This is a genomic window from Sediminibacterium sp. FW305-C-269, assembly GCF_058231045.1.
This window is the reverse complement of record NZ_JBIQXQ010000003.1, coordinates 690,167-704,010: the sequence shown is the minus strand read 5'-3', so window position 1 is coordinate 704,010 and position 13,844 is coordinate 690,167. Positions and strand designations below refer to the sequence as shown.

Annotated in this window: 15 protein-coding genes; 12 read left to right on the top strand and 3 right to left on the bottom strand. The window is 49.1% G+C overall.

Annotation, left to right across the window (positions count from 1 at the left end):
• Positions 1 to 91: 91 nt before the first annotated feature.
• The 5 genes from ACH3Y6_RS13045 to ACH3Y6_RS13025 all read left to right on the top strand — a co-directional run bounded on the left by ACH3Y6_RS13045 (position 92) and on the right by ACH3Y6_RS13025 (position 3,506).
• Positions 92 to 967 carry a DUF4249 domain-containing protein gene (locus ACH3Y6_RS13045; protein ID WP_490836056.1) on the top strand — a complete coding sequence of 292 codons (876 nt, stop codon included), beginning with the start codon at positions 92 to 94 and terminating at the stop codon, positions 965 to 967.
• A gap of 80 nt (positions 968 to 1,047) precedes the next feature.
• Entirely contained in the window at positions 1,048 to 1,995 is a 948-nt protein-coding gene (gene trxB, locus ACH3Y6_RS13040) for a thioredoxin-disulfide reductase (RefSeq protein WP_490836055.1), read from the top strand.
• Between the two features lie 73 nt (positions 1,996 to 2,068).
• Positions 2,069 to 2,431: a dihydroneopterin aldolase gene (locus ACH3Y6_RS13035; protein ID WP_490836054.1), complete on the top strand. Its 363-nt coding sequence runs from the start codon at positions 2,069 to 2,071 to the stop codon at positions 2,429 to 2,431.
• A 12-nt stretch (positions 2,432 to 2,443) separates the two neighbouring features.
• Positions 2,444 to 3,196, top strand: a complete 753-nt coding sequence (locus ACH3Y6_RS13030; protein ID WP_490836053.1) for a tetratricopeptide repeat protein — start codon at positions 2,444 to 2,446, stop codon at positions 3,194 to 3,196.
• Positions 3,197 to 3,248: 52 nt separating this feature from the next.
• Positions 3,249 to 3,506 (top strand): acyl-CoA-binding protein, encoded by a 258-nt coding sequence (locus ACH3Y6_RS13025; RefSeq protein WP_490836052.1) that lies wholly within the window; start codon positions 3,249 to 3,251, stop codon positions 3,504 to 3,506.
• A 77-nt stretch (positions 3,507 to 3,583) separates the two neighbouring features.
• On the opposite strand, the gene ACH3Y6_RS13020 is transcribed toward ACH3Y6_RS13025, so the two are convergent.
• Together ACH3Y6_RS13020 and ACH3Y6_RS13015 are read right to left on the bottom strand one after the other, a co-directional pair.
• The gene (locus tag ACH3Y6_RS13020) at positions 3,584 to 4,249 is read right to left on the bottom strand and encodes a hypothetical protein (RefSeq protein ID WP_490836051.1); all 666 of its coding nucleotides are present in this window, start codon (positions 4,247 to 4,249) and stop codon (positions 3,584 to 3,586) included.
• 43 nt (positions 4,250 to 4,292) lie between these two features.
• A complete protein-coding gene (locus ACH3Y6_RS13015; RefSeq protein ID WP_490836050.1) occupies positions 4,293 to 5,663 on the bottom strand; it encodes an MATE family efflux transporter in 1,371 nt (456 codons plus the stop codon).
• An 80-nt stretch (positions 5,664 to 5,743) separates the two neighbouring features.
• Here ACH3Y6_RS13015 and ACH3Y6_RS13010 point away from each other — a divergent pair, with 80 nt between their 5' ends.
• The 6 genes from ACH3Y6_RS13010 (at position 5,744) to rnr (ending at position 11,535) form a co-directional block, all read left to right on the top strand.
• Positions 5,744 to 6,586 (top strand): DUF3822 family protein, encoded by an 843-nt coding sequence (locus ACH3Y6_RS13010; RefSeq protein WP_490836049.1) that lies wholly within the window; start codon positions 5,744 to 5,746, stop codon positions 6,584 to 6,586.
• Positions 6,583 to 7,125 (top strand): RsmD family RNA methyltransferase, encoded by a 543-nt coding sequence (locus ACH3Y6_RS13005; RefSeq protein ID WP_490836048.1) that lies wholly within the window; start codon positions 6,583 to 6,585, stop codon positions 7,123 to 7,125. The genes ACH3Y6_RS13010 and ACH3Y6_RS13005 overlap by 4 nt, the downstream gene beginning before the upstream one ends.
• An 88-nt stretch (positions 7,126 to 7,213) precedes the next feature.
• Entirely contained in the window at positions 7,214 to 7,867 is a 654-nt protein-coding gene (gene bioD, locus ACH3Y6_RS13000) for a dethiobiotin synthase (RefSeq protein WP_490836047.1), read from the top strand.
• A gap of 2 nt (positions 7,868 to 7,869) precedes the next feature.
• Complete coding sequence (locus ACH3Y6_RS12995) at positions 7,870 to 8,439, top strand: 5-formyltetrahydrofolate cyclo-ligase (protein ID WP_490836046.1); 570 nt, start codon at positions 7,870 to 7,872, stop codon at positions 8,437 to 8,439.
• Positions 8,429 to 9,514, top strand: coding sequence for a tetraacyldisaccharide 4'-kinase (gene lpxK, locus ACH3Y6_RS12990; protein WP_490836045.1), 1,086 nt, complete (start codon positions 8,429 to 8,431; stop codon positions 9,512 to 9,514). Before ACH3Y6_RS12995 ends, lpxK begins: the two co-directional genes overlap by 11 nt.
• Positions 9,511 to 11,535, top strand: coding sequence for a ribonuclease R (gene rnr, locus ACH3Y6_RS12985; RefSeq protein ID WP_490836044.1), 2,025 nt, complete (start codon positions 9,511 to 9,513; stop codon positions 11,533 to 11,535). Before lpxK ends, rnr begins: the two co-directional genes overlap by 4 nt.
• A gap of 95 nt (positions 11,536 to 11,630) precedes the next feature.
• Here rnr and ACH3Y6_RS12980 read toward each other — a convergent pair whose 3' ends face one another.
• Entirely contained in the window at positions 11,631 to 12,926 is a 1,296-nt protein-coding gene (locus ACH3Y6_RS12980; RefSeq protein ID WP_490836043.1) for a saccharopine dehydrogenase family protein, read from the bottom strand.
• Positions 12,927 to 13,106: 180 nt separating this feature from the next.
• Here ACH3Y6_RS12980 and ACH3Y6_RS12975 point away from each other — a divergent pair, with 180 nt between their 5' ends.
• Positions 13,107 to 13,820 carry a head GIN domain-containing protein gene (locus ACH3Y6_RS12975; protein ID WP_490836042.1) on the top strand — a complete coding sequence of 238 codons (714 nt, stop codon included), beginning with the start codon at positions 13,107 to 13,109 and terminating at the stop codon, positions 13,818 to 13,820.
• The last annotated feature ends 24 nt before the right edge of the window (positions 13,821 to 13,844 follow it).

The window sequence follows — 13,844 nt, the reverse complement described above, 5'->3', positions numbered from 1 at the left end:
TAACATAACCAGGCTCCCTGCACTGCAGGGAGCTTTTTTTGTCGCTAACTTTTATGATTTCTGCTTGTTGTATTACCTATAATTTTACCGTATGAAAAAATGGGGATGGTTGGCAGTTGTGCTCTTTGCTTTCGTTTCCTGCGAAAAGGACATCCAGCTGCAACCCGAAATACAGGCACCCAAACTGGTGGTGGAAGCGCAGATCGAGGACGGACAGGCTCCCTATGTGATCTTATCCAGCTCACTGAATTATTTTTCTACCATTGACGCCGCCACACTCAACGGCACCTATGTACGCAATGCAAAAGTGAGTATCAGCGACGGCAGCAGAAATGTTGCCCTGCAGGAATACAGCGTACCACTTGGCAACGGCTATTTCTTTTACTATTATAGTACCGGCAGTGGTGGTAATTTATTTGGAGAGCAGGGCAAGACCTACCAGCTCAGTATTGAAAGCGGAGGACAGCTTTATAAGTCCTCCACGCGTATTCCTTATCTCACCAAGAAGATCGACTCGCTCTGGTGGAAAAAAGCCCCGTTCAATACCGATACCAATAAAGTAGTGCTGATGTCAAGGGTTACAGATCCTCCGGGGTTGGGCAACTATATCCGATATTTTACCAAAGTCAACAGCGAGGAGTTCTTTCCGGGCATGAACAGCGTGTTCGATGACCAGATCGTGGATGGTAAAACATACGATATCCAGATAGACCAGGGCGTTACCAAGAACCAGAAGATCAAATTCGAGGATTACGGTTATTTCAAAAGAGGGGATACCGTGATCGTGAAAATGTGCAATATCGACAAAGCCAGTTTTGATTTCTGGAAGACCTGGGAATTCGCTTACCAGTCCATCGGCAATCCTTTTTCCACCCCCGGAAAAGTCATCGGAAACATCGATAATGGTGGATTAGGCTCCTTTTGCGGATACGCGGTACAGTACAAAAAGCTGATTATCCCCAAATAAAGCGTTTTTGTGTACAATCAACGCGTATAATCCGTAAGGGATTGATATTTTTGTTCGTTATAAAAGATAAAAGAGTACATATGTCAAATGAGGCTACAGAAAGGGTGCATATCCTGATCATCGGATCAGGCCCTGCAGGATATACGGCTGCCATTTATGCGGCCAGGGCGAATATGAAACCGGTATTGTACCAGGGTATACAACCTGGTGGACAACTGACCATCACCACAGAAGTGGAGAACTATCCAGGGTATCCCGATGGGATACAGGGCCCGGAGATGATGGTGCATTTTGAGAAACAGGCTGCCCGAATGGGAGCCGATATCCGTTTCGGGCTAGCCACCAAAGTGGATTTCAGCCAGCAACCCTATAAAGTATGGATCGATGAGGAGAAACTGATCGAGGCCGACGCGGTGATCATCAGTACCGGTGCTTCTGCCAAATGGCTCGGTCTGCCCAGCGAGGAACGCCTGAACGGTTTTGGCGTAAGTGCCTGTGCCGTATGTGATGGCTTTTTCTTCCGGGGCAAGGAAGTGGCCATTGTTGGTGCAGGAGATACCGCTGCAGAAGAAGCGATCTATCTCTCCAAACTCTGTACCACCGTTCACATGTTCATCCGGAAAGATAAAATGCGTGCCAGTAAAGTGATGCAGGACAGGGTGCTGAACACCCCGAACATCAAGGTATACTGGAACACCGATACCGAAGAGATCCTGGGCGAACATAAAACAGAAGCGGTCCGCATCAGGAACAATCAAACACAGGAAACACAGGTGATCCCTGTAAGCGGTTTTTTTGTGGCCATCGGTCACAAACCCAATAGCGATATCTTCAAGGACTATATCAAAATGGACGAGACCGGTTATATCCTCACCGAACCCGGTACTACCAAGACCAACCTGGAAGGGGTATTTGCCGCAGGCGATGTGCAGGACAAGAACTACCGCCAGGCAGTTACCGCTGCCGGCAGTGGCTGTATGGCCGCGCTGGACGCTGAGCGTTACTTAAGTGCCAAAGGGCTCGCCTGATCTGTCATTACCGGGGTTTGCTGTTGAGTGCCGATAGGTTCCCGTCAGCAAGCCCCGGATCTCAAAACGCATCATGTTATCGATCCATCTTCATCAACTTCAGCTGTTTGCACATCATGGCATCTATGCGGAGGAAAAAATATTGGGTAATTGGTTCGAATTGGATCTCACCATCCGGTACCAACCCGAAAAATTACCCGTACAGCATTTATCAGAGAGCATCGATTATGTGGCCGTGTATGAACTGGTAAGGACAAGGATGGCACAGGCCACGCCCTTACTGGAGACCGTGATCACCGAGATCGCGATCGGAATACTGAAGAAATTCCCGCTGGCCGAAGAAGTTGACATCTCTATCCGGAAAAAACACCCGCCCATCCAACAGATAGAGGGCAGTGTAGGGGTAAGTTTTGCGATCACAAGAAAAGAATTATAATCCATCGTACCCATGAAATACCTGGTCATCCTTATCGGTTCCCTGTTGATGTTCACCGCCGGTGCACAGGATATCAATGTGCTGTTGAAAGAGGCGGACAATCTTGAGAAACAACTCAAAGAACCGGAAGCGCTGGAAAAATACAAACAGGTATTGCTGCAGAACCCGGTGCAACTGAAAGCCCTGGTCAAAGCGGCCGAGCTGAATGTATCCCTGGGCAACCGGCAAACCGATAAGAACAGCAAACGCCTGTATTACGAGTCAGCTTTGTCTTTTGCCAACCGGGCGTTTATGGCCGACAGCAACCAGGCGGATGCATCTTATGCCATGTCGATGGCATCCGGAAAAATGACGGATGTGGAAACAGAAAACAAAAAAATCGTAGCTTATGTGAAGGATGTAAAAAAGTACGCCGACCGCGCATTGTCCATCAACCCCAATCATGCAAGGGCCAACTATACCCTGGGCAAATGGCATTATGAAATGGCCAACCTGTCGGGCGTCAAAAAAATAGCCGTGAAGCTGTTCTATGGCGGTTTACCCGAAGGCAACCTGGATGATGCCATCACGTATATGGAAAAATGCAAATCACTGGAACCTTATTTTGTGAGCAATTACCTGGATCTGGCCAAAGCCTATAAAGACAACCGCAGACCGGCACAGGCCATAGAAGTGTTGAACCGCCTGATAAAACTGCCTACCCGAAGCACCGATGACATATCCAGCAAAGCAGAAGGAACTAAACTACTGGAGTCAATGCAATAACTGCATACCGGTATTCCCATTTTGAATTTTTCATTTTAAATTTTTAATTACCATGGAACTCCAGCAACTATTTGAACAGGCCGTAGCCAACAGTAAACTGCTTTCTGAAAAACCCGATAATGAAACTTTACTGAAACTGTATTCGCTCTACAAACAGGCTACTGAAGGGGATAACACAGAAAGCGGCCCCTCAAATCCATTTGACTTTGTGGCCAAGTTCAAACACGAAGCCTGGTCCAAACTGGCCGGCACTTCTAAAGAGTCTGCCATGCAGCAGTATATTGACCTGGTAACCCAACTCAAAGGGTAGGTAATGTTGAACAGAGGAACAAGGAACAGATGAATGATGAATGGGAGTCATTCATCTGTTCCTTGTTTAGACACATCTTATTTCAACAGATAACTGACTCCGATACCAATCGAATTCAGAGAAAAACCATTCAGGCCGGTTGAGAAACCAACCTGGTTGCTGGTACTGTTGACAGAGGTAGTACCATTGAAGTTAGTGGTCTTACCGTGACCGAACTCAAGACTTACCAGATTGTTCAATTGTGTACTCAGTACAAAGCGCTGGTTCAACTGGTACAATAATCCGATGCCGCCGCGGAGATATACATTTACACCCTTGGTATCGGTCGTAGCAGGCGAACTCGTGTTGCTGGTTTTCTGGAACTGATAGTTGGCACCTACGGTTCCTGACAAGGTGAAATACAATTTTTTGGCCAGTGGTTGCAAATGTGTCTGCGATACGAAAGCACCGATCAGATGCGAATTGTAGGTCTGCTCCGAAGGACTGCCAATGCCGGTTCTCTGATGCTGATAACTGTATTGTAAGCCGAAACCATTAATCCTTGTGGGACTGCTGAATTTGGAAAAAATAGGAGAGATGCTAACAGAACTATTGTTCTGTTTTATGATAGGGGTGGTATTGAAATCCGTATTACTATATCCCACAGACAACTGTCCGCCGATCATTCGCTGACCGGTACTGAACTGAGCCTCAGCAGCATACACAACACAAAACGAGGCGAGTACTAAACATAATTTTTTCATGGTAATTGGTTTTCCGGATGAGCTCCAATTATCATACCAAAGATCAGATTCGCGTATCTTTCCAGCGACCACTTTGCATATACCAATAAGACGGAATAAAGATGGTTGACCAGTAGATCCATTCACTGGCCCAACCCCATGCAATAGGAAGTTGTAATTTCTCCAGTACGATATACACGTAGATGCAATAAAAGGTAATGGCAGCTATTTCAGACAACAGGTTCATTTTGGAATTCCCGGTACCTGTAACCGCATTCATCCATACAACGGCGATGGACATCAGCACCAATGCACTTGACACCACACGCAAAACAGGTATGGCAGCTGCAATAAAATCATCTCCCTGTCCGTACATAGACAGGAATAAATGCGGAAAAATATTCAGGAACAAACATACCAGCAATGCAAAACCAAGGCTCCAGGACATGATGCGGTAAATGAGTTCCTTCACATGATGCTCCCGGTTCTGGCCGATCACATTACTGACCATGGTATTGGCCGTGGCAGCAAAAGCCCAGGTAAAACAACCAAAGAAGCCGAAGATATTCCGCATGGTATTCGATACAGCCAGGTCGCGTTCACCATGGTGTTCGATCAGGATATAAAAGAATTCCCAGCTGATTACACTGATCCCATGTTGCAGGATCAACGGGTACGACTGATTGATAATGAGTTTCACATTCGAAGCATCATAGGCCCAGTTGCGGAACAGGTGTAATTGTTTGGCAACGCCATTCCAGCGGATTACGATGAAAATGACCAGCAAGCCCGCGAACTCAGAAATGATCGATGCATAAGCGGCACCATCAAAACCCAGTTGCGGCATACCGAATTTTCCATAGATCAGTGAATAGTCAAAGAAGATATTGGTAAGGGCTTCCGTTGCCGTTCCGATGATGAGGTATTTACTGTTATTGGTACCTACCAGCAAAGCATTACGCATCTGGTACAGGTACAGGAAGGGCAGCCCCAGGATGCGGATGTTCAGGAAACGAACGCAGATCTGCACGCTCTCCGCATCGTGCAGCGACCAGCCCAATACGGTAGGGGCGATGAACCAGGTAAGCAGCATACCGATCAATGCGAACACCATGGCCACACGCAGTCCCTGCGAGAAAAGGTTACCGATGGCATCAATGCGGTTCTCACCGGCACGGCGCGAGATCAATGCCTGCAGACCGTTGTTGAGGCCATGTCCCATCACCGCAAAGATCAGGTAGTACACACCGGTAATGCCGGCCAGAGCCAGCTCTTTTTGTCCGAGACCGCCCAGGAAAATATTGTTGGTGATGAAATTGATCTGCGGAACAATGATCGCGGCCGTAATGGGAAGCGCGATACCCAGTATTTGCCGGTTGCTCGTATTCACCTGCAGGTTGATCTCTTGTAAGGCTTTTCCCATAATGTGGCGCAAAGCTACTATTTTGCAGTTTTACTGTTTCGCCTTTTACGGCCTAAGGCTTTTTTTATATCATTGCAGTGTAATTCAATTTCATGACCAGCAGAACCATCAGTTATTACAACGATATCACGGGCGCATCACATTCCGATGCGGACCAGCTGGTGCTGGAGGTCTGCACATCGCATATCGCCTGCCTGGTAAAGGGAGCTGTTTCCGGGGAAGTGGAAGCGCTGGAAATATTCACCATCGAGCAGCCGGCTGCCGAATGGAATGATATCTTTCACCAGATTAAGTCCCAATCGCTTTTCCTGAACCGTACCTATCGTGATATCCATTGTTATTACAATTTTGAAGAGGCCCTGCTGGTTCCCCAACACCTGTTCAGTGCCGGTGCCGCAGAAGATATGCTTGGATTGGTCTATGGAGAAAGCGACCGTCACGAGATCAGGTACGACACCCTTGTCGGGGAAACGCCCATGGTCAACGTATACCGCATCAAAAAGACGATACTGGAACAGGTGAACCGTTATTTCCTGTTGAACAAGCCACACCATATCTATTCCGTATTGGTACAGCATGTGCTTGCCGCAAAAGACCTGCCGGAGCATTTTATCAAAGTATTGCTCTACGAAAAACATTTTGTTGCAGCGGTAGTGAAGGACGGGCAGTTACAACTGGTGCAGTCCTTTGCCAGCGAAACCCAGGAAGATGCCCTGTACCATTTGGCCAACCTGAGCCGCCAGTTCTCACTCGATCCAAAAAGATCACATCTGGAGCTTAGCGGAAAATTCGATACAGGTTCGGAACTGCACAAACAATTGCAGTCTCTGTTCGGTCTGATCAGTTTTGAATCAACAGAACCGGATGGCATCTTCAAAACAGCGGGCGCACATCCCTTACATTATTTTACCCCTTTTTATAAACTGGTTGTATGAGGATCATTTCCGGCAAATGGGGAGGCAGAAGAATTCATCCGCCGGCAAAAATGCCCCACACAAGACCCACTACCGATATCGCCAAGGAAGGTCTATTCAATATACTGCAGAACCGGATGGATTTTACAGGCATCAAAACACTGGACCTGTTCGGCGGAACCGGCTGCATCAGTTACGAACTGGCATCAAGGGGCGCGGCTGATATGACGATCGTGGAGAAGGACAATATCATGCATGCTTTCATCACAAAAAATATGAACCTGCTGGGAGCGGAAAACGTAAAGATCCTGAAGATGGATGTGTTCGCATACCTGAACAGCTGTTCCGAATCCTTCGACTTCATCTTTGCAGGCCCGCCCTATGCGCTGGGCACTATCGATGAACTGCCCAAGATCATTGTGGCAAAAAAGATGATCCGGCCCGGCGGCTTTTTTGTGCTGGAACATACCCCACGCAACCAATACGAGAACTTTGCCGGCTTCAGTTTTGTTCGCAATTACGGCACTACCTTATTCTCATTTTTCGTCAGCGGGGAATAGTTGTTGGTCGATAGATGAAGAGGAGCGTATACCCGGATCAGCATACGCTATCGGTCGCCAGCAACCATTTCTCACAAAAAAACAACCCATGCATTCTCCCATATTTATCACAGGCATTGGAACCGATGTAGGTAAAACACTGGTAGCGGCCATCGTGACCGAGGCGCTGGAAGCAGATTACTGGAAACCCGTACAGGCAGGACTGGAGGATGGCACCGATGCCATGCGGGTCCGTTCCCTGCTCAGTAATCACCGGTCGCAGATACACCCCGAAGTCTACCGCCTGACCACACCGGCTTCACCGCATATCGCGGCAAGGATCGACCAGGTTACCATTGATATCGATTCCATTGCGGCAGAGGCAAAGCGGATCCAGGCGGAACAACCGAACCGCCAACTGATCATTGAAGGGGCAGGTGGATTACTGGTGCCCTTGTCTCCGCAACATACCGTGGCCGACCTCATCAGGACCCTGCAGGCAAAACTGATCCTGGTAAGCCGCAATTATCTCGGCAGTATCAATCATTCCCTGCTGACCGCTGCCTGGTGCCGCCACCACAATATCCCTGTGGCTGGCTGGATCTTCATGGACGATTACCTGTATTACGATGACGAGATCGTAGGCTGGTCGGGTTATCCGTCGCTGGGCCGTGTCCCGCACCTGTCCGTCATCAATGCAGCTACCATACGGGAACAGGCGCAACGCCTGAAACCCGTTTTAACCGGTACCTTTGCTCACTGACCATGAACAAAGAAACACTCAGACAGATCTATAAGGAAAAAAGGGCCAGCCTCGATCCGCGGTCACGACTGCGGTTCGATGACCTGTTGTTATTACAATTCCAGCAGTTCGATTTTTCGGGTATTTATACTGTATTATCTTACTGGCCCTTATCCGGACAGGCAGAACCCAACACACATCTTTTTTCGGGTTACCTGCGGCATATGGTGCCCAACCTGGTGCTGGCCTACCCGCTCACCAATACCCGCACCTGCGAAATGACGGCCATCGCTATCAATGAAGACACCGTTTACAAAACCAATACACTGGGCATCACCGAACCCAAAGAAGGCGAAATATTGCAACCGGAAGAGATCGACCTGGTACTGGTGCCATTATTGGTCTGCGATACCCAAGGCTACCGGGTAGGCTATGGGAAAGGCTACTACGACAGGTTCCTCGCTCTCTGCAGAGAAGATATTGTTAAGATCGGCTTCTCATATTTCGATCCCATCGAACAGATCAGCGACACCGGGCATTTTGATGTACCTTTATCGTATTGTATCACGCCGCAGCAGACCTATGAATTTTAACGCGTTCTTCCTGAAGTCTTTCCGCATCCTGTTATTGCCCTTTTCACTGATCTACGGGTTGGTGGTGGTCATACGTAACTGGTTATTCGACAAAGGTTACCTCAAGTCCGCGGAATTCAATTTCCCGCTGATCTGTGTGGGTAACCTATCGGTAGGTGGCACGGGCAAATCGCCCATGGTGGAATACCTGGTGGAACTGTTGGAGAAAAGATACAAGACCGGAACCCTGAGCAGGGGCTACAAACGAAAGACCAAAGGGTATGTGCTCGCCAACCGTGTAACGACCGCCCTCGAGATAGGGGATGAGCCCATGCTCTTTCACAACAAATACCCCAATGTGGCGGTAGCATCCTGTGAAGAAAGGATCGTGGGTATCCCGCACCTGCTGCAGGACGTGCCCGACCTGCAGGCCATCATCCTGGACGATGCCTTCCAGCACCGGGTGGTGAAAGCAGGTCTCAACATCCTGCTTACGGACTACAGCAACCTGTACCCACAGGATTTTTTCCTGCCCACAGGCGATTTGCGCGACCAGTGGTCATCTGCCAAACGAGCCGATGTGATCGTTGTCACCAAATGCCCCTATAACCTTTCGGCCGAAGCCAAACAGAAGATCATCCGCAGCCTGAAACCGGAAGCAAAACAAAAAGTATTTTTCACCACCATTGAATACGGAACGCCTTACCACATCACTGACAGGACAGATGAGTGGCTCATCACGCCAAGGGACGAAGTGTTACTGGTATGCGGCATCGCCAATCCCAAACCCCTGAAAGAATACCTGCTGGCCAAGACACATGCCTATTACCAGCAGGACTATTCAGATCACCACATTTTCACCATTGATGACCTGAAAGAGATCAAAGAGAAATTCAACGACATACATGCCAAGGATAAAATGATCCTTACCACGGAGAAAGATGCGGTAAGACTGGTCAAATTCACGGAAGAACTGGCCACATTGCCCCTGTATGTATTACCCATACGCCACTATTTTTTATTTGATGAAGGGCCACAATTCAATGAACTGGTGACGGATTTTATTACGAACTTCCACTTCAATCCAGCAACATGAGTAAGAAAAAAACAAAGACCAGGTCCAAATCAAAGGGCAAACCTGCAGCCCAGCTTCTCTTAAAAGGGAAACTGGAAGTGACCCGTTCAGGAATGGGCTACGTGATCGTTGAGAATACCGAAGGCGATGTGCTGGTCCGCCCGGGCGATTTCAACACGGCACTGAACGGCGATACCGTTCGGGTAAAAGTGTTCAAGGAGAACACCCGTACCGGTAAAAAAGAAGGAAAGATCACCGAAGTGGTCACACGCAAGCAGACAGAGTTCATCGGGCACATACAGTTATCCACCAACTATGCTTTTTTTGTTCCGGATACCGATAAACCCATGCCCGACCTGTTCATACCCCTGGCAGAACTGAACGGGGCAAAGAATCGCGACAGGGTAGTGGCACGTTTACTGAAATGGGACAAGGACGATAAGAAACCCGTTGGCACGGTAGTGAGCATTATGCAGCCGGAAGACGAGAACGATGCGGCCATGAAAGAACTGCTGGCACAAGCCGGATTCCCGCTGTTCTTTCCCGAAGACGTGCTGGAGGAATCGGAGCGCCTGCCCGATGTACTCGATAGCGAAGAGATCAAAAAAAGAAAGGACTGTCGCGACATACTCACCTTCACCATTGACCCGGCAGACGCCAAAGATTTTGACGATGCGCTCTCCATCCGTACGCTCCATAACGGCCTGTATGAGATCGGTGTGCATATTGCCGATGTGAGTTATTATGTGCACCCCGATACCGAACTGGACCTGGAAGCCTATAAACGCGCCACTTCCGTTTATCTGCCAGACCGCGTTAACCCGATGTTACCCGAAAGGATCTCGAACGAGCTCTGCTCACTGCGTCCTCATGAGGACAAGTTCACTTTCTCGGCCATTTTCCAGATGAACGGGAAAGGCGAAGTGAAACAGTACTGGCTAGGAAAAACCGTGATCCATTCAGACCATCGGTATGCATATGAAGATGTGCAACAGATCATCGAGACCCGGAAAGGCAAACACGAAAATGAGATCCTGTTGTTGAACGATATAGCCCAGCAACTGCGCAAGAAACGATTCAGCAAAGGGGCCATCAATTTTTCCTCACAGGAAGTGCGCTTCAAACTGGATGAGAAAGGGAAACCCATTGCAGTGGTGGTGAAGGAAAGCAAGGAATCACATCAGCTGATCGAAGAGTTCATGCTGCTGGCCAACAGAACCGTTGCCGAGAATGTGGCCAAACTCAAGATCAACAAGAAACCCCTGCCATTCCCATACCGGGTGCACGACAGGCCAGATGAAGAGAAACTGGCCCCCTTCATCATTTTCGCCAAAAAACACGGGCATAGTTTTGATACTTCCTCACCACAGGCCATTGCGCACAGCTTCAATTCCATGCTAAAAGATGCGGAAGGCAAACCCGAACAGCATGTGCTGGAACAGCTGGGTATCCGCACCATGGCCAAAGCCATCTATACAACGGAGAATATTGGCCACTACGGGCTGGCATTCGAATACTACTGCCATTTTACCTCACCCATACGCCGTTATCCTGATGTACTGGTACACCGGGTGCTGGAGTCCATCCTGAACGACCAGCCGCAGACCGATAAGAAGATGGAGGAGAAATGCAAACACAGCAGCGAACGCGAACGGGCGGCCATGGAATGCGAACGGGCCGGCAATAAATACAAACAGGTAGAATTCCTGCGCGACCATATCGGCGAAGTGTTCGAAGGCGTCGTAAGCGGTGTTGCCAGCTTCGGTTTCTGGGTAGAGACGGTGGCGCATAAATGCGAAGGATTGGTGAGCATCATCAGTCTCTCAGATTATGATGATTTCCGCCACGTAGATGGCGATTACAGTCTGGTAGGCAGACGCAGCGGCAGAACTTTTCGCATGGGCGATAAGGTCTTCATCCGCGTAGTGGCAGCCAATCTCGAAAAAAGGCAGCTCGATTACGAATGGGTCATCAATGCCGGCGGGGACGAAGAGAAAAAAGCCAAACCGAAGAACAAGTCGCAAAAGAACAAAAAGAAATAAGCGGCGGGATGCTGGATACTTGATACTTTATCCTTGATACTGGATGCTTGTTCCTTGATTCTTGATACTTGTTCCTTGATCCTTGTACCTTATTTTCATCCAGCTGTTTCCCTGAAAACGATCCCCTGCTCCTGCAGTTTCTGCAGTACCGGTTCATAGATGGCCGGGATGATGGGGATATGCAGTCCTGTTTCCCGGATCTTTCCTTCGAGCAATAAAGTGGCGGCAATGCCCAGCGGCAGGCCCACAGTTTTAGCCATGGCGGTGCGGATATGGTCTTCACCGGTCACCACAAGGCTGCTGCTTATCTGGTAATGAGCGCCATCCATTTCATAACCCAGTTCGTGCAGCATCACCACCAGGTCCTTGTCGCCCGGTAACAATACCCATTGTTTTTCCAGGATGAACTGTAACACATCTGCAGAACAGCAATGACCTTTGTTGATAAGGGTATCGTCGTTCCAGCCAAGGAAAAGGAACTGTTCCTGCAATAACGGAGTCATCTCCTCAAAGCGGATCTTCCTGTCCTGGCAACGCTGCTGCAGGAATTCTGCTATGCTCAGTCCATCGGTAGCCACGGAATCCGTTTCATCCGTTAGACCCAGGTCAATCACCTGTTTCCAGCCCGTACAGAAATCCGGGTAACGTAAGGTGGTGCGTTTGAAAGTGGCGACATTTTCCAGTCCGTAGGTAGGTATGTAACTCAGGGAATCCCTGTTGGGGTAATAGGCCAATCTGCCCAGGCCTTGAATGGTCACTTCGCCACAGCCGGTAAATACCTCTTCGTAGGTCCTGCGCTGCACTGCCGTATCTTCTTTGTAGATGGCTCCCGCTTTACCAGCCAGCACCACATTCCTGGGGTTCCAACTGATCTTATAGTGCCAGGGGTTGGTATCACTCTCAGGAGCCACCAGTCCGCCGCAATGCGAAAGGAAGGATTCGATCTGTCCGCCCTTGGCCTGGATCCGGTGGATCAGTTGCATGGCACTCATATGATCGATGCCCGGGTCAAGTCCCATCTCACAAAGGAACAGGATCTGTTTTTCCTGGATCTCTGCGGCCAGTGCCCGGATCTTGTCATCCACATACGATGCCGTAAGCAGGTGTTTGCCAAATGCCAGGCAATCCAGCGCTACCGTATAGTGCAGGGCAGGAGGCAGTAAAGAGATCACCACATCAGCCTGCCGGATCAATGCCTGCCTGGCAGTGGCATCATCAATCGAAACACCCACGGCTTTCACCCAGGCATGATCGCCCACTTTGGCCTGTACGGCTGCCAGGTTCACATCCGCAACGGTTACCTGCCATTGTTTCTGGGTAGCGGTCTGTTTCAGGTAATCGATCAGTACGGTTGCCGACTTGCCGGCGCCAAAGAGGAGGAGCTGTTTCATAATCTGTAAAGATACTGAGTATTCACGTCCGCATTCCTTACCACAAAAACCGGTCATGGTCGATCACCGTATTTCAACCGTAAAAAGTTCTCCCTATCTTTCCTTACCGGCAAAATGAAGTTTCCTGAAAGGAGACTGTAACATTTTTTCGGAGTATCCGTTACAAAACAAATCATCCTCATGAAAAAAATAGTTTGCTTCTTTTTATTGCTCACAACGCTGGCTGCATCTGCACAAAAAACGGTGCACGATGCCAATGCCACTGTGCGCAATGTGGGCCCTTTCCACGCCATTGAGATAGCCGATGGGGTAGACCTCTACCTTAGCCAGGGCAATGAGGAGGCTGTTGTGGTAAGTGCTTCCACCAACGATTTCCGCGACCGCATTCGCACCGAAGTGGTGAATGGTGTATTGAAGATCAACTTTAACCAGGAAGGCACCTGGCGACTGAACTGGTTTGGCAACCGAAAACTGAAAGCCTATGTGACGGTGAAGAAACTGGAAGGGCTCTCAGCTTCAGGTGGATCGGATGTGTATATAGAGGACCAGCTGACCACAGAGAAACTCTCACTGGCCCTTTCAGGAGGTTCCGATTTTCGGGGTAAACTGGATGCCGGTGAGTTAAAATTAGCTGCCAGCGGCGGTTCCGATGCCTATCTATCCGGAAAGGCGGATAAGCTCTCGATCACTGCCAGCGGAGGCAGTGATGTGCATGGTTTTGAACTGGTATCCAATACCTGTTCCATCGAATCCAGCGGGGGCAGTGATGTGCGTATTACCGCCAACAAAGAGCTGCAGGCCAATGCCAGCGGAGGCAGCGATGTGTATTACAAAGGATCCGCCACTTCCCATACCAGCAAAAGCGGTGGAGGAAGCATCAAGCGGGTGAACTGAGACCAACGCATAGAATTCAATACA

Coding starts and splice junctions, on each gene's coding strand:
- ACH3Y6_RS13045 (WP_490836056.1), top strand. CDS start 92: ATGAAAAAATGGGGATGGTTGGCAGTTGTGCTCTTTGCTTTCGTTTCC.
- trxB (WP_490836055.1), top strand. CDS start 1,048: ATGTCAAATGAGGCTACAGAAAGGGTGCATATCCTGATCATCGGATCA.
- ACH3Y6_RS13035 (WP_490836054.1), top strand. CDS start 2,069: ATGTTATCGATCCATCTTCATCAACTTCAGCTGTTTGCACATCATGGC.
- ACH3Y6_RS13030 (WP_490836053.1), top strand. CDS start 2,444: ATGAAATACCTGGTCATCCTTATCGGTTCCCTGTTGATGTTCACCGCC.
- ACH3Y6_RS13025 (WP_490836052.1), top strand. CDS start 3,249: ATGGAACTCCAGCAACTATTTGAACAGGCCGTAGCCAACAGTAAACTG.
- ACH3Y6_RS13020 (WP_490836051.1), bottom strand. CDS start 4,249: ATGAAAAAATTATGTTTAGTACTCGCCTCGTTTTGTGTTGTGTATGCT.
- ACH3Y6_RS13010 (WP_490836049.1), top strand. CDS start 5,744: ATGACCAGCAGAACCATCAGTTATTACAACGATATCACGGGCGCATCA.
- ACH3Y6_RS13005 (WP_490836048.1), top strand. CDS start 6,583: ATGAGGATCATTTCCGGCAAATGGGGAGGCAGAAGAATTCATCCGCCG.
- bioD (WP_490836047.1), top strand. CDS start 7,214: ATGCATTCTCCCATATTTATCACAGGCATTGGAACCGATGTAGGTAAA.
- ACH3Y6_RS12995 (WP_490836046.1), top strand. CDS start 7,870: ATGAACAAAGAAACACTCAGACAGATCTATAAGGAAAAAAGGGCCAGC.
- lpxK (WP_490836045.1), top strand. CDS start 8,429: ATGAATTTTAACGCGTTCTTCCTGAAGTCTTTCCGCATCCTGTTATTG.
- rnr (WP_490836044.1), top strand. CDS start 9,511: ATGAGTAAGAAAAAAACAAAGACCAGGTCCAAATCAAAGGGCAAACCT.
- ACH3Y6_RS12980 (WP_490836043.1), bottom strand. CDS start 12,926: ATGAAACAGCTCCTCCTCTTTGGCGCCGGCAAGTCGGCAACCGTACTG.
- ACH3Y6_RS12975 (WP_490836042.1), top strand. CDS start 13,107: ATGAAAAAAATAGTTTGCTTCTTTTTATTGCTCACAACGCTGGCTGCA.